At 40.4% G+C, this 24,565-nt stretch carries 22 protein-coding genes and 1 other annotated feature (1 of these 23 cut by a window edge); of the genes, 16 read left to right on the top strand and 6 right to left on the bottom strand.

The window, feature by feature from the left end; translation table 11 throughout:
- Window positions 1-86, top strand: a binding site (T-box leader); it begins 128 nt to the left of the window's first position.
- A 128-nt stretch (window positions 87-214) separates the two neighbouring features.
- Entirely contained in the window at window positions 215-1,486 is a 1,272-nt protein-coding gene (gene tyrS, locus N780_RS16065; RefSeq protein WP_036786488.1) for a tyrosine--tRNA ligase, read from the top strand.
- Window positions 1,487-1,582: 96 nt separating this feature from the next.
- On the opposite strand, the gene N780_RS16060 is transcribed toward tyrS, so the two are convergent.
- From N780_RS16060 to rpsD, 3 genes are all read right to left on the bottom strand, one after another.
- Window positions 1,583-3,868 carry an ATP-dependent DNA helicase gene (locus N780_RS16060; protein WP_036786485.1) on the bottom strand — a complete coding sequence of 762 codons (2,286 nt, stop codon included), beginning with the start codon at window positions 3,866-3,868 and terminating at the stop codon, window positions 1,583-1,585.
- Window positions 3,869-4,042: 174 nt separating this feature from the next.
- Window positions 4,043-4,285, bottom strand: a complete 243-nt coding sequence (locus tag N780_RS16055) for a hypothetical protein (RefSeq protein ID WP_036786483.1) — start codon at window positions 4,283-4,285, stop codon at window positions 4,043-4,045.
- Window positions 4,286-4,397: 112 nt separating this feature from the next.
- The gene (rpsD, locus tag N780_RS16050; RefSeq protein WP_036786480.1) at window positions 4,398-5,000 is read right to left on the bottom strand and encodes a 30S ribosomal protein S4; all 603 of its coding nucleotides are present in this window, start codon (window positions 4,998-5,000) and stop codon (window positions 4,398-4,400) included.
- Between the two features lie 317 nt (window positions 5,001-5,317).
- Between rpsD and N780_RS16045 the strand changes: the two genes are divergently transcribed.
- Both N780_RS16045 and N780_RS16040 read left to right on the top strand, forming a co-directional pair.
- A complete protein-coding gene (locus N780_RS16045) occupies window positions 5,318-5,929 on the top strand; it encodes a hypothetical protein (protein ID WP_036786478.1) in 612 nt (203 codons plus the stop codon).
- A 99-nt stretch (window positions 5,930-6,028) separates the two neighbouring features.
- Window positions 6,029-7,918 (top strand): sensor domain-containing diguanylate cyclase, encoded by a 1,890-nt coding sequence (locus tag N780_RS16040; protein ID WP_036786476.1) that lies wholly within the window; start codon window positions 6,029-6,031, stop codon window positions 7,916-7,918.
- Window positions 7,919-7,997: 79 nt separating this feature from the next.
- Here N780_RS16040 and N780_RS16035 read toward each other — a convergent pair whose 3' ends face one another.
- Window positions 7,998-8,477: a free L-methionine (R)-S-oxide reductase MsrC gene (locus N780_RS16035; protein ID WP_036786474.1), complete on the bottom strand. Its 480-nt coding sequence runs from the start codon at window positions 8,475-8,477 to the stop codon at window positions 7,998-8,000.
- Between the two features lie 118 nt (window positions 8,478-8,595).
- On the opposite strand from N780_RS16035, the gene refZ reads away from it, so the two are divergent.
- Window positions 8,596-9,234: a forespore capture DNA-binding protein RefZ gene (gene refZ / locus N780_RS16030; RefSeq protein WP_036786472.1), complete on the top strand. Its 639-nt coding sequence runs from the start codon at window positions 8,596-8,598 to the stop codon at window positions 9,232-9,234.
- A gap of 90 nt (window positions 9,235-9,324) precedes the next feature.
- Here refZ and hisJ read toward each other — a convergent pair whose 3' ends face one another.
- Window positions 9,325-10,134: a histidinol-phosphatase HisJ gene (gene hisJ / locus N780_RS16025; protein ID WP_036786470.1), complete on the bottom strand. Its 810-nt coding sequence runs from the start codon at window positions 10,132-10,134 to the stop codon at window positions 9,325-9,327.
- 166 nt (window positions 10,135-10,300) lie between these two features.
- Here hisJ and ezrA point away from each other — a divergent pair, with 166 nt between their 5' ends.
- The 6 genes from ezrA (at window position 10,301) to N780_RS15995 (ending at window position 18,018) form a co-directional block, all read left to right on the top strand.
- Window positions 10,301-11,998 (top strand): septation ring formation regulator EzrA, encoded by a 1,698-nt coding sequence (ezrA, locus tag N780_RS16020; protein WP_036786468.1) that lies wholly within the window; start codon window positions 10,301-10,303, stop codon window positions 11,996-11,998.
- A 9-nt stretch (window positions 11,999-12,007) separates the two neighbouring features.
- A complete protein-coding gene (locus N780_RS16015; RefSeq protein ID WP_036786466.1) occupies window positions 12,008-12,328 on the top strand; it encodes a hypothetical protein in 321 nt (106 codons plus the stop codon).
- Window positions 12,329-13,036: 708 nt separating this feature from the next.
- A complete protein-coding gene (locus tag N780_RS16010) occupies window positions 13,037-14,170 on the top strand; it encodes a cysteine desulfurase family protein (protein ID WP_036786464.1) in 1,134 nt (377 codons plus the stop codon).
- Window positions 14,171-14,175: 5 nt separating this feature from the next.
- Complete coding sequence (thiI, locus tag N780_RS16005) at window positions 14,176-15,381, top strand: tRNA uracil 4-sulfurtransferase ThiI (RefSeq protein WP_036786462.1); 1,206 nt, start codon at window positions 14,176-14,178, stop codon at window positions 15,379-15,381.
- 89 nt (window positions 15,382-15,470) lie between these two features.
- Entirely contained in the window at window positions 15,471-15,674 is a 204-nt protein-coding gene (locus N780_RS16000) for an alpha/beta-type small acid-soluble spore protein (RefSeq protein ID WP_036786461.1), read from the top strand.
- A 757-nt stretch (window positions 15,675-16,431) separates the two neighbouring features.
- Window positions 16,432-18,018: an amidohydrolase gene (locus tag N780_RS15995; RefSeq protein ID WP_036786459.1), complete on the top strand. Its 1,587-nt coding sequence runs from the start codon at window positions 16,432-16,434 to the stop codon at window positions 18,016-18,018.
- A gap of 57 nt (window positions 18,019-18,075) precedes the next feature.
- On the opposite strand, the gene N780_RS15990 is transcribed toward N780_RS15995, so the two are convergent.
- Window positions 18,076-18,879, bottom strand: a complete 804-nt coding sequence (locus N780_RS15990) for an NAD kinase (RefSeq protein ID WP_036786579.1) — start codon at window positions 18,877-18,879, stop codon at window positions 18,076-18,078.
- 162 nt (window positions 18,880-19,041) lie between these two features.
- On the opposite strand from N780_RS15990, the gene N780_RS15985 reads away from it, so the two are divergent.
- From N780_RS15985 to N780_RS15960, 6 genes are all read left to right on the top strand, one after another.
- Window positions 19,042-19,695, top strand: coding sequence for a DUF2953 domain-containing protein (locus tag N780_RS15985; protein WP_036786457.1), 654 nt, complete (start codon window positions 19,042-19,044; stop codon window positions 19,693-19,695).
- Between the two features lie 21 nt (window positions 19,696-19,716).
- Complete coding sequence (gene ytfJ, locus N780_RS15980; protein ID WP_084599674.1) at window positions 19,717-20,271, top strand: GerW family sporulation protein; 555 nt, start codon at window positions 19,717-19,719, stop codon at window positions 20,269-20,271.
- A 122-nt stretch (window positions 20,272-20,393) separates the two neighbouring features.
- Entirely contained in the window at window positions 20,394-20,891 is a 498-nt protein-coding gene (gene tpx / locus N780_RS15975; RefSeq protein ID WP_036786455.1) for a thiol peroxidase, read from the top strand.
- A 230-nt stretch (window positions 20,892-21,121) separates the two neighbouring features.
- Window positions 21,122-22,108, top strand: coding sequence for a class I SAM-dependent methyltransferase (locus tag N780_RS15970; RefSeq protein ID WP_036786453.1), 987 nt, complete (start codon window positions 21,122-21,124; stop codon window positions 22,106-22,108).
- A 127-nt stretch (window positions 22,109-22,235) separates the two neighbouring features.
- Window positions 22,236-23,426 (top strand): acetate kinase, encoded by a 1,191-nt coding sequence (locus tag N780_RS15965; RefSeq protein ID WP_036786452.1) that lies wholly within the window; start codon window positions 22,236-22,238, stop codon window positions 23,424-23,426.
- A 246-nt stretch (window positions 23,427-23,672) separates the two neighbouring features.
- Window positions 23,673-24,503 (top strand): EcsC family protein, encoded by an 831-nt coding sequence (locus N780_RS15960; RefSeq protein ID WP_036786450.1) that lies wholly within the window; start codon window positions 23,673-23,675, stop codon window positions 24,501-24,503.
- Window positions 24,504-24,565 lie beyond the last annotated feature (62 nt).

Here is a 24,565-nt window from a genome sequence, read left to right as displayed (position 1 = left end):
GGTGAATCCGTTATAAATTCCTTGAGTGGTAATCAGTTTGTCTGGTTACAACAAGGGTGGTACCGCGAGCGAGCCTCGTCCCTTTTTTAGGGGCGGGGTTTTTTGTGTTCTTTAAATGTTCAACGTCGTTCGTAGTATAACCTGAAAAGGGCGCCTTCAGTACGTCATTACGTTTATGTCGTTACCTAATATGAGAAAAAGAGGAGTGTACGCAGTGGATATTTTACAAGACTTACAGGCAAGAGGATTAATTAATCAAATGACAGATGAAGAAGGCTTAAAGAAGCATTTAGCTTCAGAACAGGTTACCCTTTACTGTGGTTTCGACCCTACTGGGGATAGTCTTCATATAGGTCATTTGTTACCTGTTTTAATTCTTAAGAGATTTCAGCAAGCTGGACACCGTCCAATCGCTTTAGTTGGCGGAGGTACTGGTATGATTGGTGACCCAAGTGGTCGTTCTACAGAGCGCCAGCTTAACGATGAGAATACGGTTCGTCACTACAGTGAACAGCTAGCAGGTCAACTCGCTAAGATCTTAAACTTTGATGAAGGTGAAAATGCAGCTGTAGCCCGTAACAACTTAGACTGGCTGAACCAAATGACGATGATTGAATTCTTGCGAGATGTAGGGAAGCACTTTGGTATTAATTACATGTTGGCAAAGGATTCTGTTGAGTCCCGCATTGAAAATGGGATTTCGTTTACAGAATTTAGCTACATGATCTTGCAGTCTTATGACTTCTTAAACTTATTCCGTAAAGAGAACTGTACTCTACAAATTGGCGGAAGTGACCAATGGGGGAATATTACGGCTGGGCTTGAGCTTATTCGTAAGAACTCGACTGAAGGAGAAGAAGCCAAAGCATTCGGTCTAACGGTCCCATTAATTACGAAAGCCGATGGAAGTAAGTTTGGTAAAACAGCTGGTGGGGCGATTTGGTTAGACCCTGAAAAGACTACGCCATACGAATTCTACCAGTTCTGGATTAACACAGACGATCGGGATGTTGTGAATTTCCTTCATTACTTTACATTCTTAAGCTTAGACGAAATTGGTGAACTGGCTAAAGAAGTAGAAACACAGCCTGAGAAGCGTGTTGCTCAGCGCAGATTAGCAGAAGAAATGACGAAGATGGTTCATGACGAGAAAGCTTTGGAACAAGCTGAAAAGATATCAGAAGCGCTCTTTAGCGGAGATCTCAAACAGCTAACGGGTGATGAAATTGAACAAGGCTTTAAAGACGTTCCTACTTACAACTTAGAGGAAGAAGAAAAAGGTTTAATTGATCTTTTAGTTGAAGCTAAGATCTCTTCTTCAAAACGTCAAGCTCGTGAAGATATCCAGAACGGTGCGATTTACATTAATGGTGAACGTGAGCAAGATATGAAATACACAGTGGACGCTGAAGATCGCATCGATGGCAAGTTTACAATTATCCGTCGTGGTAAGAAGAAATACTTCTTGGTACGCTTTGAAGGATAATAAAATAGAAGAAATAAAAGGCCGCTTAGAGTTTGAATGACTCTAAGCGGTTTTTTATACATAAATTGAGCTATCCCCCCTCTGTTCATGGTTACATCAGTCTCTTTTAATACGAAAGTGCTGAAGTTGATAAGGAAGTAAGTTTTTATACCTTTGCTGAATAAATCGGTCGTCAATAAGTACAATCGTACCTGAATCAGTCTCTGTACGAACTAGTCTTCCTGCTGCCTGTAAAACTTTATTCATGCCAGGGTACATATAAGCATAGTCAAATCCATTCTTGCCTCGCTCATCGAAGTAACGCTTCATAATGTCTTGTTCATCATTTAATTTCGGTAATCCTACACTAACTACTAGAACCCCGTTTAAACGGTCTCCTCTTAAATCGACCCCTTCTGAGAAAATCCCTCCTAATACCGCGAACCCGATTAATGAATCTTCACGGTCTTCATGGAATTCAGCTAAATACTGTTCTCGGTCTTGTTCAGTCATTTGAGGCGTTTGGAGTAGCACGGAAGCTTTAAGATCTAGTTCTTGAATTCGTGCATATACCTGCTCCATATATACGTAAGAGGGGAAGAAGATCAGATAATTCCCTGGCTTCTCTTGTATTAACTCAATTAATGTACCAATAATTGAACCTACAGATTGATTTCGGTCATGGTAACGGGTGGATGTAGGTTGAATGTACATGTCAACATTTTGCCTATCAAATGGTGAAGGGATTGAAAAAGTGTAGTCTCCTTCTGTCCAACCAAGCATGTCTTTGTAGTAATCAAATGGAGCGAACGTCGCAGAGAAGAAGACCGTTGCACCATAGCCTTTTGTTGTTTTGTGTAGCAAAGAAGAGGGATCTACACAGAAGAGTTTAAGCTCTACTTCACTTTTATAACGTCTTATGTAGGTGACATAAGATGCATCATAGAGTTTTGATATCCGTACAAAACTTAAAGCCATAAAATACGTTTCAATTAAAAGAGATTCGGTATTCTCTACGTATGGGATCTCTAGTTCAGCTAGATTAATAAAGTGCTCGACACGCTCAACAATACCCTCAGGAATGTCTGACATCGTTGTTATGTATTGGTCGTCGCCCATTGATTTCTTTAGTGCTAACAAGGATTGATCGATAAGATGAGCAGCTTCGTATAAATGGGGATTCTTTGATTTGTACTCACGCTTAAGTTGCAAGAAAGGTGATTTCATTATTAGCGCTGAATACATAGATTGCGACCTGTCAACAAGGTTATGAGCTTCATCAACAAGCAGTGTTGTCTTCTTTTTTGTTTCATTCCATAAACGTTTGAAAGATACTCTGGGATCAAATACATAATTGTAATCACATATGATGGCATCAGCATGGTAAGCGGCATCTATTGAGAATTCAAAAGGACAGACTCGATGTTTTCGTGCATATTGTTCAATTACATCTCTTGTTATCAAGGTCTCATTTGACAATAAGTCTAACAGAGCGTCATTGATCCGGTCATAATATCCATCAGCAAATGGACAGTAATCCACCTGACATCCTTCATTTGTGAAACACATTTTGTCTTTAGCGGTTACCGTAACGGTATGGAAATGCAACCCTTTCTCTTCCATAAGTGAGAGCGCCTCTTCGGCAGCCTGTCTCGTAATCGTCTTGGCTGTTAAGTAGAGAAATTGTTCTGCCCTTCCTTCACCAATTGCTTTAATAGTAGGGAATAGAGTGGAGATGGTTTTTCCTGTTCCTGTTGGAGCGTGAGCGAACAGGGTTTTGTGATCTGTAATTGTCTTATATACAGCGCCGGCAAACTTTCGCTGGCCAGTTCGAAAAGCAGGGTAAGGGAAAGCGAGTTGTTGGATGCTTTGTTGTCGGCTTATTCTATGTTCAGTCATTAGTTTAGCGTAGGGAATATACTGATCAATCATAGCGTGAAACCACTTTGTTAATTCAGCTGAGCTAAACGATTTAATAAACTGTTTTCGTTCAGATGATGGCAAATGAACGTACGTAAGTTGAACATCAATTTCACCTAGTTCTTGTTGAGTAACGTAAATATATGCATAGCATTTCGCTTGGGCCCAGTGAACGGGATACGAGTCTTTCTCAATATCAAAGATAGACGAAGAAGTAGATTTAATTTCGTCAATTGTGATTTTATTCTCTTTGTGGAGTAATCCATCACAGCGTCCTTCTATGTGGATCTGTACAGATTCAGTCATATGAGTGTAGGCCAGGTGCACTTCTTTTTGATCGTGCTCACTGTAATCATTTTGCACCATTTGATGTGCTTTTGTTCCTTCGGTAAGGGCCGTTGTTGTTTTAAAACGTCGATCCAGACTTCCGGAGCGATAGACATATTCTACTAAACCTCTTATAGATGTTCTTAACTCTGTCATGTTATCACCAGATTCTTTTCATTTTTATCATATCTATACCTTCCGTTTTAGAAGAGAATAGTAGGTATTTTTTTGATACGAGATCTTATAAGGTATTGAGTATTTTAACATTGAATATTCGAGGGATATAGACTAAGGGGTAGACTAAAAAAGATGACTCTAACGAGGCATCTTTTAGAAGATAAAGATCGCTGAAACAATCGCGGTCAGAATAAAGGTGATCAAATAAATAATAGTTAGAATTCTGATGCTAGAATTCTTTTCATATTTATGGGATCGCTGAAGCTCTGCTGCTGGAGATTCGCCCTCCACTTCTCGTTGTTCAATAGAATTGTTTACATTTTTACCCACTAAGAGCGTTCCAATAAAGGCCAGGACGCAAATCCCAATGACGATAGCGATATATAAGGTATACACGTGATCCCCTCCTTTATGCTTCTATTCTTAGTGTATCAGGAATTGGAAATAGATGATAACAAAATCACAAAAAAACACCCATCCAGAAAGGATGGGTGTTTCGAGGAAGCTATTAACGAGAGTAGAACTCAACGATAAGCGCTTCGTTAATTTCAGAAGGCATTTCAGAACGCTCAGGGAAGCGAACATAAGAACCTTCAAGCTTTTCTGTATCGAATGATACATACTCAGGTACGAAGTTGTTTGCTTCGATTGCATCCTTGATTACGTCAAGGTTAGCAGATTTTTCGCGAACTGCGATTGTTTGACCAGGCTTCACACGGTAAGATGGGATGTTTACGCGTCCACCATCTACAAGAATGTGACCATGGTTAACTAGTTGGCGAGCTTGCGCGCGAGTGCGTGCAAGACCTAAGCGGTAAACGATGTTGTCCAGGCGAGACTCTAGAAGTGTTAAGAAGTTTTCACCGTGGATACCTTTCATGTTACCTGCTTCTTCGAATAAACGACGGAATTGACGTTCGTTAACTCCGAACATGAAACGAAGTTTTTGCTTCTCTTGAAGCTGTGTACCATATTCTGAAAGCTTTTTACGCTGGTTAGGACCGTGTTGGCCAGGAGCGTAAGGGCGTTTTTCTAACTCTTTACCAGTACCGGATAAAGAAATACCTAAACGACGAGATTTTTTCCAAGTGGAATCTGTGTAACGTGCCATTGGATGATCTCTCCTTTTCTATTTTTATTTTGTATAAAATAAAAACAGGAGTGCCCCGTTCTCGAAGCTCATTTTGTTTTCATGCACCATCGCTCCAGCAGCCGAGAGTTACGCGATACACCTCTTAATGAAAGAGGAACAAAATGATAACAACAGTGGTTCACCTAAGCTGCCTTTTATTTTACACAAACGCTATTATAGAATTTATCCTGTCATAAGTCAAGCACGTTCAATTAAGAAGTTTAGAAGTAAATAAGGTATTCACGAATAAGGTTATGATATAATGAGGCAAAATTTTTTTGTGAGGTTTATATTGAATGAAGTCTAAAGAAGATGATAAAGCAGAAACGAAGCACTCTCAATATCTTCGCTATGTAATTATTTGCATATTGATCGTGGCTGTGGGGCTTGCTTTAATGGTACAAAATAATTGGATGGAACAAATCAATCAACCATTAGCAACTCAGTCTCCGCTTCTTGCTTCCCGACAAGTGGGAGATGGGGTGGAAGTTACCTTGACAACGTTGAAAGAAGAGCAACCCTACTTAGTGGTCTATAGCGTAAACCGTCAAACATATTCATTTACTGCTAATGCCTATATGAAACTTGATGAACCGATTCAAGAGATTAGGTATTCAAAAGGCGGGGAACTTTGGATAAGGCGGGAAAGAGAATGGATTCTTTTGAGTGGAGATCTGAAGCCAATAAGTTCTTCAACAACCGGTCCGTCAAAATACAAAGAAAGTCCTCCTTCTATTAAAGAGGTCACTCAAGTCGGGGATACATTCCAAGCAACAGTTGAATATGATCATGGCAGCGAATGGTCAAGTACTTTTACTAAACGTCCGCTTGAAGTGGAGAGGTTACCTCAGGAAAACGTCTGGGTAGTTCTTTTAGAGGACTTTGTGGTTAAAATTGTTAAAAATTGAAAAAGTTCCGAAAAGTAATAGGAAAAAAAGACTATAAGAAGTATAATGATAGAAAGAATCTTATTATAGAGAACTCCACTGAAATAAGGTGATGTATAGATGATTTCTAATAAAGCAAACAGTCAATTTCGCAGTCAGTTAAAAGCACATTTCTTTGACTTGATGACAAAGGATGAACAAGGCGGTTGGTCACAATTCGTGGAAGATTTGGAGGCTATAATCACGGATTCAATTAAAGCCCAAAAGGCCTGCATATACATATACAACAAAGCTGAAGATGCATTTGTGTTGATTTCTTCCACATGGAACAATAATCATCCAGCAAAAGAAGAACTTACTTCCCAAGATTGGTTGGGGCTATGCGAAAACCAAACGATCATGGGAACTTCTATCATCGCGAGAGAGCATCTGGATCAAGGCTATCGTTACTTCATGCCGTTGGTTAATCATGAGGAAGCTTATGGGTATATAAGCGTTTCCTATAACTTAGAAGAAAATGTGGTGCTTCGTGATTTAGAAATCGTAGGAGAAGAAGTCTCTAACGTTTATTTAAAAATGAGGTCCTATTACCAATCATTAGATGAAGAGAAACGGCATGAACGTTTATTCAGGGTTACCGCAAAGTTTCATTCATCTATGAATATGGACGATGTCCTTGCTGAAATCATTGATACTTTACGTCAGTTATATCCCGTGTTTGATTATTATCTGTTACTGTCCCATGATTATTCAAGTGCTCACAATCTCCCGATTAGGGAGCTTGTGTATGATAGTGATGGTTCTAACAATCCTAGTGCTCAAGCTTATTTAACAGGAGAATTTCAGTTTGAAGAATCGTGGAATGAGCGACAGTCATGCTTTTATGCTCCACTTAAAGGGAAGCAAGGTGTCTACGGAGTATTACAAGTTGTGGCTCCAAAAACCGTTCAGTTTGTTAACGAGGATATTAACTTCATAACGCTACTGGCAAATACTGCGGGGAATGCACTTGAGAATGCGCGATTATATCAACAATCTAAACGATTAATTTCAGACTTGCAGTTAATTAATGAAACAACCCATAAGTTAAATTCTAATTTGAGATTATCAGATACCATCTCGTTTCTGTCTAATCAAATTCTTCACTCTTTTCATGCCGAAGAAGTAGGTGTACTTCTGTTTCAAGGCGGAAATGTTGAAGATTATCAGGTTCTGCAAGAGAGCTCATCCTTCTTCTCTCAAGATGGAGCAGAGAGGTTGCTTCAATACATCACGTCTTCAATCGGTGAACAAAGGGATGCGTTATTTATAGGAGACTTCTCAGTAAAGAACCCTTCTTTCTACAGTCCTTACCAATCGATTATGGCCATCCCTATGATTCAAACAGAATCGTTAAAAGGGGTAGTCATTGTAATGCATACATTGCCATATTACTTCTCATTTGAAACGTTTAAGCTTTTGCAATCGCTTGTACACCATTCCACACTTGCCTTAGCAAACTCCATGCTTCGAGAGGAATTAGAGAGATTGGTCAGTACAGATTATCTAACAAAGCTTTACTCTAGGAAGCATTTAGATGAAACTGTTCATAAACATGTTGGCCAAGACCATAATGGGTCATTTATCATTGTCGATATTGATAACTTCAAACAAGTAAATGATACATATGGTCATCAAGAAGGAGATCGGATTATTGTTGAAGTGTCAAACTTATTGAGGCGAGAAATAGGGGATAAAGGAATTACCGCTCGGTGGGGCGGGGAAGAGTTAGCGATCTATCTTCCTGAAGTCGATATAAATGAAGCCTATACGATTGGTGAGGAGTTAGTCAGGAAAGTGAGAGACTACACTAAACCTCGCGTTACGATTTCGTGTGGAGTATCTTATTGGGATGCTTCAAGCGAAGGGGAGGTCGTTGATTTATTCAGGCGTGCAGATAGAGCTTTATATGAAGCTAAAGAATCGGGGAAAAATTGTATAAAGCGTGAACAAACGATGGGGATAGAGTAAACTAGGTTAAACAGTGGACATATGAAAACGCAGAGATGAAAAATCTCTGCGTTTTTCTACTTACATTTAGGACACAGCGTTAAATGTATTGCTCGACAATTTTAGCGAATTGCTCGATATACTTCTCATCGATTTCATCAAAGCGTTCTTTAACAGGACTATCAATGTCTAAAACGCCAAATATATTTCCGCCTTTATACATTGGAACTACAATTTCGGACTGACTAGCAGCATCACAAGCAATGTGTCCTGGGAATTCATGGACATCAGCTATGCGTTGAGTTTTACCTTCAGCCACTGCAGTTCCGCATACACCTTTGCCATTTGGGATTCTAACGCAAGCTGGAAGCCCTTGGAAAGGACCTAATACAAGTTCATCTTGTTTCCAGATGTAAAAGCCAACCCAGTTAACAGTGTCGAGAAACTGGTTTAAAAGAGATGAAGCATTGGCAAGATTGGCTACCTGATCAGGTTCATCTTCAATTAGAGCTTTTAGTTGCTTTAACAATAAGTCGTAATTTTGTTCTTTTGTTCCGTTGTAATGTTCGACATTAAACATCAAATATTCCTCCTAATTTGGCAAAAATCCTAATAGTGCGGGGCGAAAGTTGACGAGCGATTCATGCAGGATTCTTACCTTATTCAGCGAATCTTTTCGAATAAGGAGGTCATGCGCTATGACAAAATCGTCAACAAGACAAAAAGTGATGGATGCAGCGTGTTTGTTGTTTTATACGAAAGGCTACACTGGAACCTCTGTTCGTGATATCGCCGCAAAAGCCAAAGTTAATGTTTCGCTTATTAGTTACCATTTTACAAATAAACAGGGCTTACTTGAACACCTTATGGTCCAATATTTTGAGCCTTATATAGAGTTATTAGAGCAACAACGAGATAGTAATCAACGATTATCTTCGCAAGAAAGACTCCGTAAAATGATAGAAGTAATTATACAGTATAAGAAAGAGCATCATCAATTTACATGCTTCATCCACAGAGAATTAACGCTTGATAACGTACTTGTGCGCGAGATGATGGTCACCTACTTGGCGAAAGAAAAGTATATCTTATTCAAACTTTTCAAAGACTCCTTGAAACATACCCGCGTAAAGCAAATGCAAATTAAACATTTGTTTCTTCAGTTTAAAGGGATGTTGATGATGCCATTTTTAATGCCTTATGAGATGAGAGAACATGTGTTGTGGGATCAATCACCGGAATTTTTCGTTAAACAATATACAGAAACGATTATGCATTGGCTTGAACATGTGTACCATTCAGGTGGACTTCCCCCGAAAAGAGAAAGCATTATGTAGTACTTGTACTTTTGGAAAAACCTGAACAAGTGACTCGAAATAGATCGGCGAAAGAAATGCGCTAAGAGCTTAGTAAGCTCTTAGCGCATTTTAATAGACGTTCGACACGTATTGCTTTAGTTGAGAATAACCAGCTCCGAGATCTTCAGATTTGTGAGCATCTGAACCATAAACGAGCGGGATCCCTTGGCGGAATGCTTTCTCTAAAATGGATGGGGGAGGGTAAGTGGATTGACAATAAGGTTTCCTTAAACCAGCGCTATTCATATCTAGTGAATAGTTTCTTTTTTTAATGCTTTCTAATATAGCATCTGTCTCTTCTGTAAATGATTCTTCTGTTGGAAATAGGTTTTGGAACTTGTGCGAGAGGCTCATATGACCAATTCTTGTCGGTTTATAACGACCTAAATCCGCTTCGATGGAGCGAAGGAGTGTTTGGTAATATAGTCTGTGTACTGCATCAACTCCTCCGTGAGCATCAATAAGCTTTCTGAAAGAATCAGGACTGAAATCCAAGCACACAAAATCAGACGGCGTAGGAAGAAAATGGACAGATAAAATGCTATCTGTTAAAGAAGCTCCATATGCATTGAGAAATTTTTTAATTTCTTCATCATACCCCTCAATGTAGTCTACTTCTAAACCGATATGAATTGTGATGTCTTTCTCGTAGTTTTTTTTCAATTGTTGTAACGTGGAAATATAATCATCCATCATTTGTAATTTCATACCGCTATCCTTGGTAGGTACAGGATCTGTGAAGGATGGGGGTAATGGTGCATGTTCAGTAAAACTAATAGATGAATAAGTTTGTAAAATGGCGTTTTCAATGTATTGTTTTAGGGTATCCCTTGTTCCATGGGGGCAGAATGGGGTGTGTACATGCCCGTCAATAATCATAAGAGGACCTCCTTTAAAAAGATTGTAGAAAAAAATGTAAAAAGGTTAATAAATTTGAAAAAATTTAGCCAAAATGACCGTTTACATGGTATCATAAAAACATTACTATATACATATTTTTACCTGGTATGACATAGATGAACTATTGACAGTTAGGAGGCTTTATATGGCGTATGGCATCGGTGCGATACTAGCAGTGATCGTTGTAGTTATTGTGGGGTTGATTTTTAGGAAACAGGTTTATGATGAAGTCGACCGGCTTGAAGGTTGGAAGATGGATATCATGAACCGTGAAGTAACAGAAGAGCTTTCTAAGGTGAAATCGTTAAATTTGTCTGGTGAGACGCAAGAAAGGTTTGAGTCCTGGCGCTCTGAATGGGACGACATATTATCCAAGCAACTTCCTAACCTTGAAGAGCAACTTTTTGAGGCGGAGGATTATGCTGATAAATATCGCTTCGGTTCTGCAAAAAAAGTCATAAAAACGATTGAAGACCATTTAAAAACGATTGAATCTTCAATTGATAAGATGTTTGAAGAATTAGAAACGTTGCTTCATTCTGAAGAAAACAGTCGTAAAGATATAGAAACACTCCATCCACAAACAAAACAACTTCGCAAAAAATTATTGCAACAACGCCATCGATATGGGAGTGCTGAGGTTCGTTTTGAAGCCCTAATCGACGCTGCTGAAGAAAAATTGCAGAGTTATTATCAGCTTGTCGAACAAGGTAACTATTTTGAAGCGAATGAACTTGTTCAAACCATGAAAGACGAGATTGATCAACTAACTGTCCAAATTGAAGAGTTTCCTTCACTTTATAAGATGTGTAAACAAGAACTCCCTTCACAAATTGAGGACTTGGTAAACGGGTTGAAGCAAATGAGTGATGATGGGTATCGAGTTGAAGCGTATAACTTTGAGGAAGAACTTGCAGGCTTTCAGGAGCATCTTAATCGATACTCAGAACAATTGGATCAGGCAGACATGGAAGAAGCACGTTCTGGAGCGGTTGAGATTGAAGAACGTGTGAATGAAATGTTCGCCCAATTAGAAAATGAAGCTATTGCAAGGAGTTATGTAGAGAAACATCAACCAAACTTATTATCTCAACTTCAATCTATTCGTGAAGATATCCGGATAAGTAAAGAAGAAATAGAAGTATTGCAGCATACATACCAATTTGAGGATAAAGATTTGGAAATTCATACAAGTCTTGAGAAATGGGTTAATCTGCTATTAAAGCAATATAACGACATTATGGATGAACTTCAGGAGGGCCTGCCTCATTCTTCTATAAGAGAGGAATTAGAGCGGTGGGAGGTTCAACTTCAAGAGCTTATCGAACAGCACCAACAGTTTAAGGAACGTTTACATGAAGTTCGTGCTGGGGAACGGGAAGCGAAAGAACAGATAACAGTGATGAAGCAGAAGCTAATTGCCGTAAACCGCAAGTTGCAAAAGAGCAACATCCCAGGGGTGCCTTTGTATTTACAAAATGCGATTGAAGCAGCGGCCCATTCCCTATACCGTGTGCACGACTTGTTAGATGAACAACCACTTGACATGATCAAGGTTAGAGAATCACTCGACAGTGCAACAAAAGAAACGGAGAGTGCTGCTGAGCAAACAGAGCTTCTCCTAGATCAAGCAACTTTAGTTGAGACAATGATTCAATATGGGAATCGTTATCGCAGTCAGTACCCATTTACAGCAGCAAAGCTATCTGAAGCGGAGCGCTCGTTTAGAAACTATGAGTACGATCAAGCATTAGAGTTAGCAACGGACGCACTAGAGGAAGTTGAACCTGGGGCGCGTGATCGTTTAGGTGAATATATCGGAGTAAGTACGACGGTAGGATAGGAGGTAAGCATGAAGAATCGCTTAGTTATGAGTCTTTCCTTTTTATCAATCGGGATTTGGATTGTCGTAATCTTACTCCTAATGTTTCCTTCAGAAGAAAGCGCAATAGGACAGCACAGCGAACGAGTCTCACCTACTCTCCAGATGAAGTCATCTGATAAGTTACCTAGATTGGCCTCTGATTATGAAGCTTTCAACATGAAAGAAGTGAATGAAAAGTATGAAAGAACATGGGAAGAGAAAGGTTTAACCCGTTCTTGGGCTAATGAGTGGAGTGAAGATGGCACGTTTTCGATTGATGACCTTTTAACAAAACTAGAGATTCAGTAAAGCTCTTTCCTGTTTGGAAAGGGCTTTTTTTAGGTTTTGTTCCTGTTTATTGTGGTTTTAAGTCTTTCATAAGCCGCCTTATATGTAAGACTTGAAGTTGAGACATTTTAGTATGGAAAGGGCCGTTACGATTATGAGTGCTTGGGCTTGCTCGGGGACAACTCGCTTTCCTGCGGGGAGCTGGGAAGCCTCCTCGTTCGCTTTCGCTCTCTGTGGGGTCTTCCCTAGACTCCTTTTCCCGCGGGAGTCTCGCAGTCCCCGAGCAAGCCCTGTCTTTAAAGAGGTAAACGGCCCCGCAGTTAACAGAAGGTGGTCTGATTCACCCTACATGGCATGTTTTCGTTCATCCTTATATGGCAAAGGTGGGCCTGGAAACTGCGAGACTCCCGTGGGCAGAAGAGCCTAGGTGAGACCCCGGAAGCCGGCGTGCCGGATGAGGAGGCTCACCAGCTCCCCACAGGAAAGCGAGTGGTTTCCAGGCCCACCTTATGCTTAATTGAAGTTAACGAAAACATTCTCTCAGTATCGAGTCTTCAACAATCATGCCATAATCTTGACCGACCTAGCCTTTTTACAAGGGAAGGGTCTGAAACTTCTTCCTAATCATGTTATAGTAATGTTGACATATAAGAGCGATTGACAGATCAGTCAGAAGAAACGTATGATAATAGAATTGATTGCAATAAGAGAAAAAAGGGGATCGGTGCCATGATTTACTTTGACAATAGTGCCACGACAAAACCATATCCCGAAGTGCTAAAAAGCTTTCAGCAAGTATCAGAGCGATATTATGGGAATCCTTCATCTATACACGCTTTTGGAAGTGAAGCAGAAAGACTACTTCAACAGTCGAAAAAGCAAGCTTCTCAATTACTGGGTGTTCAATCAGATGAAATTGTCTTTACCTCTGGAGGAACTGAAGGGAACAATTTAGCTGTAAAAGGGATTGCTTTACAACACCAAAATCGAGGGAAGCATATTATTACTACTTCCGTAGAGCACCCTTCCGTGTTGGAGGCTTGTCGTTCATTAGAGTCGCTTGGGTTCGAGGTTACCTATCTCTCTGTTAACGAGCACGGGCGTGTTAGTGTGGAAGATGTACAAAAGGCAATTCGAGAAAACACTATTTTAATTAGTGTTATGCACGTCAACAATGAATTGGGAACCATTCAGCCAATTGAAGAGATTGCTATGGTTGCTCGTCAGTATCCTAAACTTTATTTCCATGTCGACCACGTGCAAGGCTTAGGGAAGACGGGCCTGGATCTTTCCCTTATTGATTTATGTACGATGTCAAGCCATAAAATACATGGTTTGAAGGGAACTGGTATCCTTTATGTGAAGCGGAATACGTCGTTATTTCCATTGCTTCATGGAGGGAGTCAAGAGGCTTCTTACCGGGCAGGAACCGAAAACCTCCCTGGTATCGTTGCAATGGTTAAAGCCATTCGCATGACAAAGGAAAACCAAAAAAACAACATGCAACACTTAAAGGAATTGCATCACTATTTACGTGAAAAGATTTCTGAAATAGATGAAGTTGTCATGAACACACCTTCTGAGAGTGCACCACACATCGTGAACTTTTCAGTGCCTGGATACAAGCCAGAAGTGGTTATTCATGCTCTTGGTGAAGAAGGGATCTTTATTTCTACAAAGTCAGCATGTTCTTCTAAACATGCTGATGAGAGTGCTGTCCTTACTGCTTGTGGCCATTCACATGAACGTTCTTCTGCAGGACTTCGTGTTAGTATCACATATGATAATACGAAGGAAGAAGGGGCGCGATTTATTCACGTGCTTCGAAACGTATTAACCGAATTAAAAGAAGTAATGGGGTAGATAACATGCATTATGATCATATATTAATCCGCTACGGAGAAATGTCGTTAAAGGGTAAAAACTTAAAACACTTTGTAGCTAAGTTGTATGAAAATGTAAGAGCGAAATTGCACGATTACGAAAATATTAAAATTAAGCGAAACAGAAATCGTATGTATATCTTACTGAATGGCGAGGAACCACAACCCATTCTCGAAAGATGTAAAGATGTCTTTGGGATACAGTCATTTAGCTTAGCGATTAAAGTGGAGAATGAAGAAGAACAAATGAAGAAAGCGGTTCAGTATGCATTAACGCACGCTAAGAACACGAAGACGTTCAAAATTTCTACTCGTCGTGTCGATAAAGACTTCCCTATTGATTCACAAGCTATGAACCGAGTTCTTGGTGGACATGTTCTTTCAAATACAGAAGGATATAAAGTTGATGTACACGATCCTGATGTAGAAATTAATGTAGAAATTCGAAAAGATGGGACATATATCACTTCAGAGAAAATTCTTGGTGCTGGAGGACTTCCTGTAGGTACAACAGGTAAAAGTCTCCTTCTTCTCTCTGGAGGGATTGATAGTCCTGTAGCTGGTTATTTATCGATGAAGCGCGGAGTAGAAATCGAAGCGATTCACTTCCATTCACCTCCTTATACGAGCGAGCGCGCAAAGCAGAAAGTGCTTGATTTAGCAAAGCAATTAACTCGGTATGGGCATAAGATTAAAGTTCATATTGTACCGTTTACGAAGTTGCAACAGACCATTCATCGTGAGATCCCTGAAGGTTACGGCATGACTGTAATGCGCCGTGTTATGCTTCAAGTTAGTGAGCGAGTGGCTGAAGAAAGAGGTATTCTTTCCTTTACAACCGGAGAAAGCCTTGGGCAGGTCGCAAGCCAAACAATGGAAAGCATGAATACGATTAACGAAGTGACGAATTATCCAATTATTCGTCCTCTAGTATCTATGGATAAATTAGAAATAATTGATATTTCTAAGCGGATTGATATGTACGACATTTCAATTCGTCCTTTTGAGGATTGCTGTACGGTATTCGTGCCAAGTGCCCCGAAGACAAGACCTACTCGTGAAAAGGTTCTTCAATACGAAGAGCGAGTTGACTTCACTGATGAAATTGCAGAAACTGTGGCAGGAATTGAAACGGTCGAATTTGAAGAGAAGCACACGCAAGAAGAAGACGAATTTTCTGATTTGCTCTAATAGATAAACTTAGTTGAACTGCCAAAAACTGTTCAGGATGAGATCCTCCTTGTGACGCATGCTAGTAGTAACAAGGAGGTGAGACACACATGGCATATAACAACTCAAACGAACTTGTAGTACCTGGCGTACAACAAGCTCTAGACCAAATGAAATATGAAATCGCTCAAGAATTTGGCGTACAACTTGGTCCTGACTCTACATCCCGTCAAAACGGTTCTGTAGGTGGGGAGATCACTAAGCGTCTAGTTCAAATGGCTGAACAGCAGTACAGCGGTGGGCAACAACAATAATTAAATAAAATGGTATCAAAGGGCAGTGGCGACACTGTCCTTTTCCTATGGGGTGAAAAGGAGACCGTTATATTTGATGAGTGCTAGGGCTTGCTCGGGGACAACTCGCTTTCCTGCGGGGAGCTGGGAAGCCTCCTCGTTCGCTGACGCTCTCTGTGGGGTCTCCCTAAGGCTCCTTTTCCCGCGGGAGTCTCGCAGTCCCCGAGCAAGCCCTGGCTTTAGAGAGGTGAACGGCCTCGCAGTTTTTCAGGAGATCTGATTTCAACCTATAAGGCATGTTTTCGTTCACCCTTATATGCCAAAGGTGGGCTTGGAAACTGCGAGACTCCCGTGGGCAGAAGAGCCAGTCTAGCTCCAGCGTGGAGGACCTAGCGTGATAAGTCATCTTTTTTCCAAAGGCTAAACGCCTTTTCCGAAAAGCTGTCTTATCCGGTCCCACACGATGTGGGGTCGTTCGATGTTGTCACAGGATGTGAAGATCCTAGTCGAACTTCCTTTTATCCCTAGGCACCACGCCTCCGCTTTCTAATCTAGGTGAGACCCCGGAAGCCGGTGTGCCGGCTGAGGAGGTTCACCAGCTACCCACAGGAAAGCGAGTGGTTTCCAGGCCCACCTTACACTCAATAAAAGTAAACGGAAATATTCTCGCAGCTTCGACTATTCACAATCCTGCCCAATGGACAATAGAGAAGGTCAGGAAGTTGTGACTCAATCCGGAAATATGATATGTTACTTAAAAACAAGGGAGTAGGTACATATGGCAGAGTTATGGTATGGTGGAACGATTTATACGATGAGCCAAGAGGGAGAGCAGGTAGAGGCTGTGGTTACGAAGAATGGCCGTATTGAGATGGCAGGTGCTCTTGAAGATGTAATGAAGAAGTGGGAAGGTTCTATTGATGTGGAACATCACCTTCAAGGACAAGTCATGTATCCAGGTTTTGTAGATAGTCACTTGCACATCATTGGTCACGGCGAGAGGTTACTGCGTTTAGATTTATCGTTCATGAAGTCTCCTGAAGAGGTGAAGGAAGCGGTATCTTCCCATGCCTCGCAACTTCCACCAGGAGAATGGCTTATTGGTGAAGGCTGGAATGAGAATCAATGGTCAAACCCCCGTATTATACATAAATCAGAGTTAGATGAGATTTCAACCGATCATCCGATCATGCTAACTCGAGTGTGTCGACATGCACTTTTAGCGAACTCGAAGGCAATGGAACTTGCTGGAGTTACTGAAGACAGCGTTGACCCTCAAGGTGGGAAGATTGTAAGGGATCATCGTGGTGCAACGACTGGATATTTTTTAGATGCAGCTCAAGATCCCATTAAGGCTGCTATGCCAGATTATAGTCAATCTTATCTTGAGAAAGCTGTATCTGTAGCTGTAGAGGACCTGACAAGGAATGGCATCGTTGGTGGTCATAGTGAAGACCTTAATTACTACGGTGGTTTTAGAAAGACATATAGTGCGTTTCAAAATAGTATAGGAGATCATCAATCAAAATTCAGAGCTCATCTTCTTGTTCATCATGAAGTATTAGACGACATGTTAACAGAAGGTTTGACTTACAAGAGTGGATCAGATTTCGTTGAGCTTGGTGCGATAAAGATTTTTTCTGATGGGGCTATTGGTGGCCGTACTGCTCTTCTATCTGAGAGCTATGAAGATGACAAAGGGAATAGAGGAATGGCTATTCACCAAGAAGAGCATTTAGCACAGCTTGTTAAAAAAGCACGAAAGCACAATCTACCTGTAGCCGTTCATGCGATTGGGGATGAAGCTGTTGCGATGATTACACGCATATTAAATGGGGTGCCTGATGCTCCTCATCGTGACCGTATAATTCATGCACAATTTATGCGAGATGAACTTTATGACCAAGTGAAGACGACGAACTCCATTGTGGATATTCAGCCTACATTTGTTTCATCTGATTTCCCATGGGTTTTAGAAAGAATTGGTGAACATCGTTTGAAGAATGCTTATCCTTGGAAGAGTCTGTTGCAAAGCGGCATACCATGTGCTGGTGGTTCAGATGCGCCGATCGAGGAGATTAATCCACTTCTAGCCATCCAAGCAGCGGTTACACGCAAATCTGTTCACGATCAAAAGGTGTACGGTAGAGAACAGTGTCTGACTATGTACGAGGCTATTTCTCTTTATACAAGGGGGAGTGCCTATGCCATTCATGAAGAGAGCAGAAGAGGACAGATTCTTGAAGGGTACGACGCGGATTTTACTATTTTTGATCGCGATCTCTTTGCTCTGCATCCCGATCGTCTGTTAGAAGCAAATGTAACAAGAACCGTTGTTGATGGTACAGTCGTTTATCAACGTTAGCCTAAATAAGAGAACATTTAAAAAACCGTCTAGAGTCGTCCTCTAGACGGTTTTTGATTATAAAAACGTCCTCTTAACACGTTCCCAATAAGAGTTATCTTTTAATTTAATCGTTTTAATTACCTTGTCGCTTAAGTTAATTTTTACACTTCGAATATTGCGTATAGGAAGGGCTTCATTATCAATTCCTAAGATTGGATAGTCGTTTCCATCTTGTACTAATTGTAAATTCAGTGTGCGCTCACCACTTAGGATAAAAGAAGAGCCAAGTGTTCGGTAACGGTTACTATTTATGGATGCAAGTTCAGAAACTTGGAAGCATGGAAGTTTAGGGTCCACAACGGCTCCTTTTGTGGATTTATTATACCCTGTGCTACCTGTAGGGGTGGCGACGATCAAACCGTCTCCTCGAAACGATTCAAATTGAATGTCATCGATAAATACATCAATCTCAATCGTTTTAATAAGAGTCGAACGCATGCTTAGTTCATTTAAGCAATAGAATGAAGATTCATTATTAATATTCGCCTCAATTACAGGGAAACGTCTGACCTCTAAAGCTTCATGCATCATAGAATGAACCATTTCATCAAAATGGTCTAAGTTAAAATCACAGTAAAGGCCTGATTCATTCTCTGAAGTTGTAACTCCTGTGTACAAGCAATCTTCACGGAAACCTGTTTTTCTTACAGATTGAAGAAACATTCCGTCCCCGCCAACGCTAATAATAATATTGGCGTCCTTATGATCTTGAACAATCTCAAATCCATTCTGCTTAGCTAAATCAAATAAGGGATTGAGCTTTTCAATGAGCTCGTCCTTATGTTGGTAGTAAAAGAATAATTTATTACGATTCATCATCATCTTTAACACTCCTCTTCGAATGGCGATATCATCTTTGTTGTATTTATCTCTATGTTCACATCATATCAAAAACGAAAGCGTTTTCTAAACAAATTAATGTCAGATTGTTTAAATTTTATGAAAGGGGATGAAACTAGATAAAAAAGGAGGGATGAAAGAATGGTCTGGGTGTTGGCAATTGTTATCTTCTTTGTTGTTAATATTATTATCGTTTGGTTCTCAAGACTCTACATCACACTGACCTATCTGCACTCTTCTGATCGGGATTTTTTAAAAGTGGAATTACGCTTGTGGAAATGGATCAGAATCAAAAAGGAAGTCCCTATGATGGCTCTGGATAAGGAAGATCTTTCTCTAAAGACAAAAGAGAAAACAGAGGTTGGAAATAAGAATAAAGGAGAGCAAGAAAAATCTTATACCCCTGAAGAAGTGTTCAATCGTATTCAAAGTATTCAAGATCTTATTACAAGAGTTGTTGGGCTACATAAAATTATAAGACGTTTTTTGAGGAAAGTTCATGTCCATACATTACTTTGGGATACTCAAGTTGGCACTTCAAATGCTAGCATAACTGGATTGGTGTGTGGAGGGATTTGGTCTTTAAAAGGGACATTGGTTGGTGTGATCTCCAATTATATGAAACTACAAGCTACACCTGAGATATATGTAACTCCCTATTTCCAACAAAAGCATTCTCAAACTCGTTTGGAGTGTATGATTTCCTTTCGTTTCGGGCAAGCTATATACGCAGTATTACAAGTCGTTCGGTACTCTCGTGGAAATATACCGAAGTGGCGGAAGAAACCCGCGTAATTCATATGAGGAGGTACAATCATGTCAGAACATCCGATTCAAGGTCTGATGACCACTGCTATGGAAAGCTTGAAAGATATGATTGATGTAAACACAATCATTGGTGATCCTGTTGAAACGCCAGATGGCAGCACATTAATCTTAACGGTATCAAAAGTAGGATTTGGCTTTGCCGCAGGAGGAAGTCAGTTCAAGCAAGATGGTGGTAATAATAAGAACGGGCAACAACAAGGGAATGGTTCTAACCCTGGATCTAATGGTGAAGAACTTCCTTTTGGTGGAGGAAGCGGTGGAGGAGTCTCTATCACACCGATTGCTTTTTTGATCGTAAACAAAACATCAGGAGTGAAAATGATTCACTTAGATGAAAGCACTCATTTATATGAGCGTATGATTGATTTAGCACCACAAGCCGTACAAAAAATACAAGACATACTTAGTAAAAACGGAGATAAACAAAATGGACAATCTTCTGGTAACAGAGGGCAGAGCCAGGGGCAAAATGGCGGTCAGAATCAGGGGCAAAGTCCAGGACAAAACCAAGGTGGGTCAGATGGACAGAACTATTCCTGGTAGGAAATGATTAGACAAGGAAAGAAACTGCCCTCATAATAGTATGGGTCAGGCTCTTTCCTTATTTCATACATAAAAAGGATTTTGAAGAGCTTTCATACAGATCATTAGAGGAGGAATGCATCATGGCATCTATTACATTTAAAAATAATCCTGTTACACTAGTTGGTGACGAGGTTAAAGTAGGAGACAAAGCTCCTAACTTTACAGTGCTAGCTAATGACCTATCAGAAGTTTCTCTAGAGCAATATGATGGGATTAAATTAATTAGTGTCATTCCATCAATTGACACGGGAGTGTGTGACGCTCAGACTCGTCGTTTCAATGAAGAAGCTGCTCAGTTAGACAATGTTAATGTTCTAACGATTAGCATGGACTTACCCTTTGCGCAGCGTCGCTGGTGTGGTTCAAACGGTATTGAAAACGTAGACACACTTTCTGACCATCGTGATGCTTACTTTGGGGAAGCATTTGGCGTTCTAATTAAAGAAATGCGCCTTCTTGCACGTGCTGTATTTGTAGTGAACAGCCAAAATGAAGTTGTGCATGCTGAATATGTATCAGAAGCAACGAATCATCCTGATTACGAAGCAGCAATCTCTGCAGCAAAAGACGCTCAATAGAATCTAGACGTGCTAAAAAGGGCTAGGCATCTTGGTTTCTTCTTTCTTTGTATACAAATCTGTATGCAACTTAGAGGTAGCAAGAAGCCTAGCCTTTTTGTTAACAGAAAGGCTATGGAATAAGCTTGTCTCTTTACATAGCCTTAAATAAGATGTAGCCTCTAATTTGGTATTCTTACGATGCATTTGCTAAACTAGTAAAGTTGAACGTGATGATAGGAGGAATAAACATGGATCAGTCTCATGTTGAATTATTATATACATGGCTCGATGAAACGGCCGAATTAATCGGTCAGGAAATCGACCTTTCATATTTAGAATTGCTCCCCTTAGCGGGAGAAGTACTTCTTGAAGGGTCACCGTCTACGGATTATAGTGAAAGCCTTCAAGGCCAACTATCAGAAAAGATTAAAGCCATCCAAATTGAAAATTTCAAAAAAGAAGAAATCCGTAAAGGCTTGCAGCTTGCCATCTTAAAAGGGATGAAAGGATCAACTCAACAACAGCATTTGATCACCCCTGATTCTGTTGCTATCTTTATGGGCTATTTAATTCAGAAAGTGCTCGGGGAACAAGAAACAGTTCGATTGTTTGATCCTGCAACAGGCACGGCTAACCTTCTTACTGCAATCATAAATCAAATGGAACAATCGGTAGAAGCTTACGGAAGTGAAGTCGACCCAACTTTAATTCAATTAGGGCTATTGAACGCTAATTTACAAAAAGCAGAAGTGGAGTTTTTCCACCAGGACAGCCTGCGCCCGTTATTACTCGAACCAGTGGATATTGCGGTGGCAGACCTTCCAGTAGGGTATTACCCGGATGATCTGCAAGCAGCTAATTATAAATTAAAGGCAGAAGAAGGCCATTCGTATGCTCACCACTTGTTTATTGAACAAACGTTACACTATGTTAAAGAAGGCGGCTACTCTTTATTCTTAATTCCGAACTTCTTATTTGATAGTGACCAATCAGAGCAACTGCACGCATTCTTACAAGAGAATGTTCATATTGTCGGTGTGCTACAACTGCCAGAATCCATGTTCAAGAATGAGAAATTTGGTAAGAGTATCTTCATCGTGCAGAAGAAAGGACAAGACACCAAAGCGCCTAAGCAGGCACTTATGGCTAAGCTTCCTTCTTTCCAAAATGCTAAGGCAATGAATGATATGGTTAACCAAATTAATGATTGGTTCAAGTCGGAAAGAACGTCGTAATTTTTAGAAAATAAAGATTTCAACCAGAAACCGTTTCCAATTCCTGAATTGTCTTGAAAAGCTTGATGGCGGGTGGTTAAATGGGAAATGGTAATCATGAACCTAGAGTATTAAGGGGATGAAATAAATGTCAAAAATCTTATCAATTAATGCGGGTAGTTCTTCTCTAAAGTTTCAATTAATCGAGATGCCTGCTGAAGAAGTAGTTACAAAAGGTCTTGTTGAACGTATTGGTTTAGATGAAGCTGTATTTATGATTGAAGTGAACGGTGAGAAAGAAAAAACCGTTACAGATATTCCGAATCACGAAGTAGCTGTTAAGTTACTAGTAGACAAGCTTACATCAACAGGTGTTATTGCATCTCTTGATGAAATTGACGGTATTGGTCACCGCGTTGTACATGGTGGAGAACGCTTTGCTGATTCTGCTGTCGTTACGGAAGAAGTCATTCAAGAAATTGAAACGGTTTCTGAATTAGCTCCTCTTCATAACCCAGCGAACCTTACAGGAATCCGTGCATTCCAAGAAGTGCTTCCAAATGTACCTGCGGTTGTCGTATTTGATACTGCATTCCACCAGTCCATGCCGGAGCAGTCTTATCTTTATAGCCTGCCTTACGAGTACTATGAAGAGTATGGCATTCGTAAGTATGGTTTCCACGGTACATCTCACAAGTTCGTTTCAGAACGTGCTGCTGAAATGTTAAACCGTCCAATTGAACAGCTACGCATCCTTTCTTGCCATATTGGTAACGGTGCATCGATCGCTGCAATTGAAGGTGGCAAATCTGTAGATACATCCATGGGCTTCACACCACTTGCTGGTGTTACTATGGGAACTCGTTCAGGTAACATTGACCCTGCACTCATCCCATACATCATGGACAAAACAGGTAAAACAGCAGAAGAAGTAATCCGCGTTCTTAACAAAGAAAGTGGAATGCTTGCTCTTTCTGGTTCATCTAGTGATATCCGCGATATCATTGAGAAAGCAGACCAAGGGGACGAGCGTGCAGAATTAGCTCTTGAAGTATTCGCAGCGCGTATTCACAAATACATCGGTTCTTACGCTGCTCGTATGCACGGCGTAGATGCGATTGTATTTACCGCTGGTGTCGGAGAAAACTCTTCCCCTGTTCGTGAACGTGTCCTTCAAGGATTAGAGTTTATGGGCGTATACTGGGACCCAACACTAAACAAAGGAATTCAAGGTGACGAAGCGTTTATTAGCTACCCTCACTCTCCTGTCAAAGTAATGGTCATCCCTACGAACGAAGAAGTTGTCATCGCACGTGACACGGTTCGTTTAACTCAATAAAAGACCGCTTGATAATAATCCTTCCTATTTGGTTTCCAGATAGGGAGGTTATTTTTTTATCTGAGGGAGGGAACTGCTGGAGCCACGACCTTCAAACTAGAAAATAGCTTTTATAGCTCTTAAATCTGAATACGTTAGTTGTATAAGGATAGGTCTTTAGTTCCCTGCTTTTTGTAAACGCTCGCATTTTTTAGTAAATAAAGCTAAAATAAGGATGAAGCAACGCTACGGATAAGGGGTGGGGTAATGAGTAATGAGCGTGTTATGAGTGATATTCAGGCTTGGGAGAAACAATGGGAAGATTATCAGTCGACTGATTTCACTGTACTTTACGATCAATGGATGAAGCGTTCGTTTCGCAATGTAAATCCTAAAGCGAAACAGACTTTTTTTAATCAGTTTGATCAATGGTTGTTTCACACGCATGCCTATATCCAAGGATCTGCTTTTCAAACGGAGGCCAGGCAACGTATTTTAACGAGCGGACGGATTTTTAGGTCGGACATTGAGTATTTAGAAGATATGCGTGAACTTCCAATTGATCAGCTCACCTATTTAGCTCATCAACAAATCGCAAAAGGAAAGTTATATTCTTTTGCACAAGGAGGCCTTACAGGTACAGGTGGCTGGTTGCTATTAGGAATGGATTTCCCTCTTATGATGATTATGAATGTAAGAGCTGTCCAATTAATTGGACTTACATTCGGATATGAAATTAACCATCCGTATGAAATGATGTTATCTTTAAAGGTATTTCACGCAGCCACACTCCCGAAGCGATTACAGAAAGAAGCGTGGGAGGAATTGAAAGTTGAACTCTCCAATCATACATCTCCATTTATATATGAAGGGGATGAGAAGCTGACTGATGAAACGTGGTTAGAACAGCCAATGAAACAAGGAATGAAATCTTTATTTATCCTCATGTTTCGAAAGAAGATCATACAGGGTCTTCCGCTTGTAAGTATGGTCATAGGAGCGAATGCCAACTACCAACTAACGAAGCAGGTCACTTCTTTTGCTCTTCGTTTTTACCAATATCGCCATATTACAGAATCCCAGGGTTCTTCAACGTAAAAGCTCAGACATCATGAAGTGCCCCCTGTCAAGTAGACAGTGGAAATAATATAAAGACTTAA

The sequence above is a fragment of the Pontibacillus chungwhensis BH030062 genome (genome assembly GCF_000770675.1).
In the GTDB taxonomy this organism is placed as follows: Bacteria; Bacillota; Bacilli; order Bacillales; family BH030062; genus Pontibacillus; species Pontibacillus chungwhensis.
The sequence above is the reverse complement of the archived record's forward strand: the minus strand, read 5'-3'. Positions and strand labels throughout refer to the sequence as shown.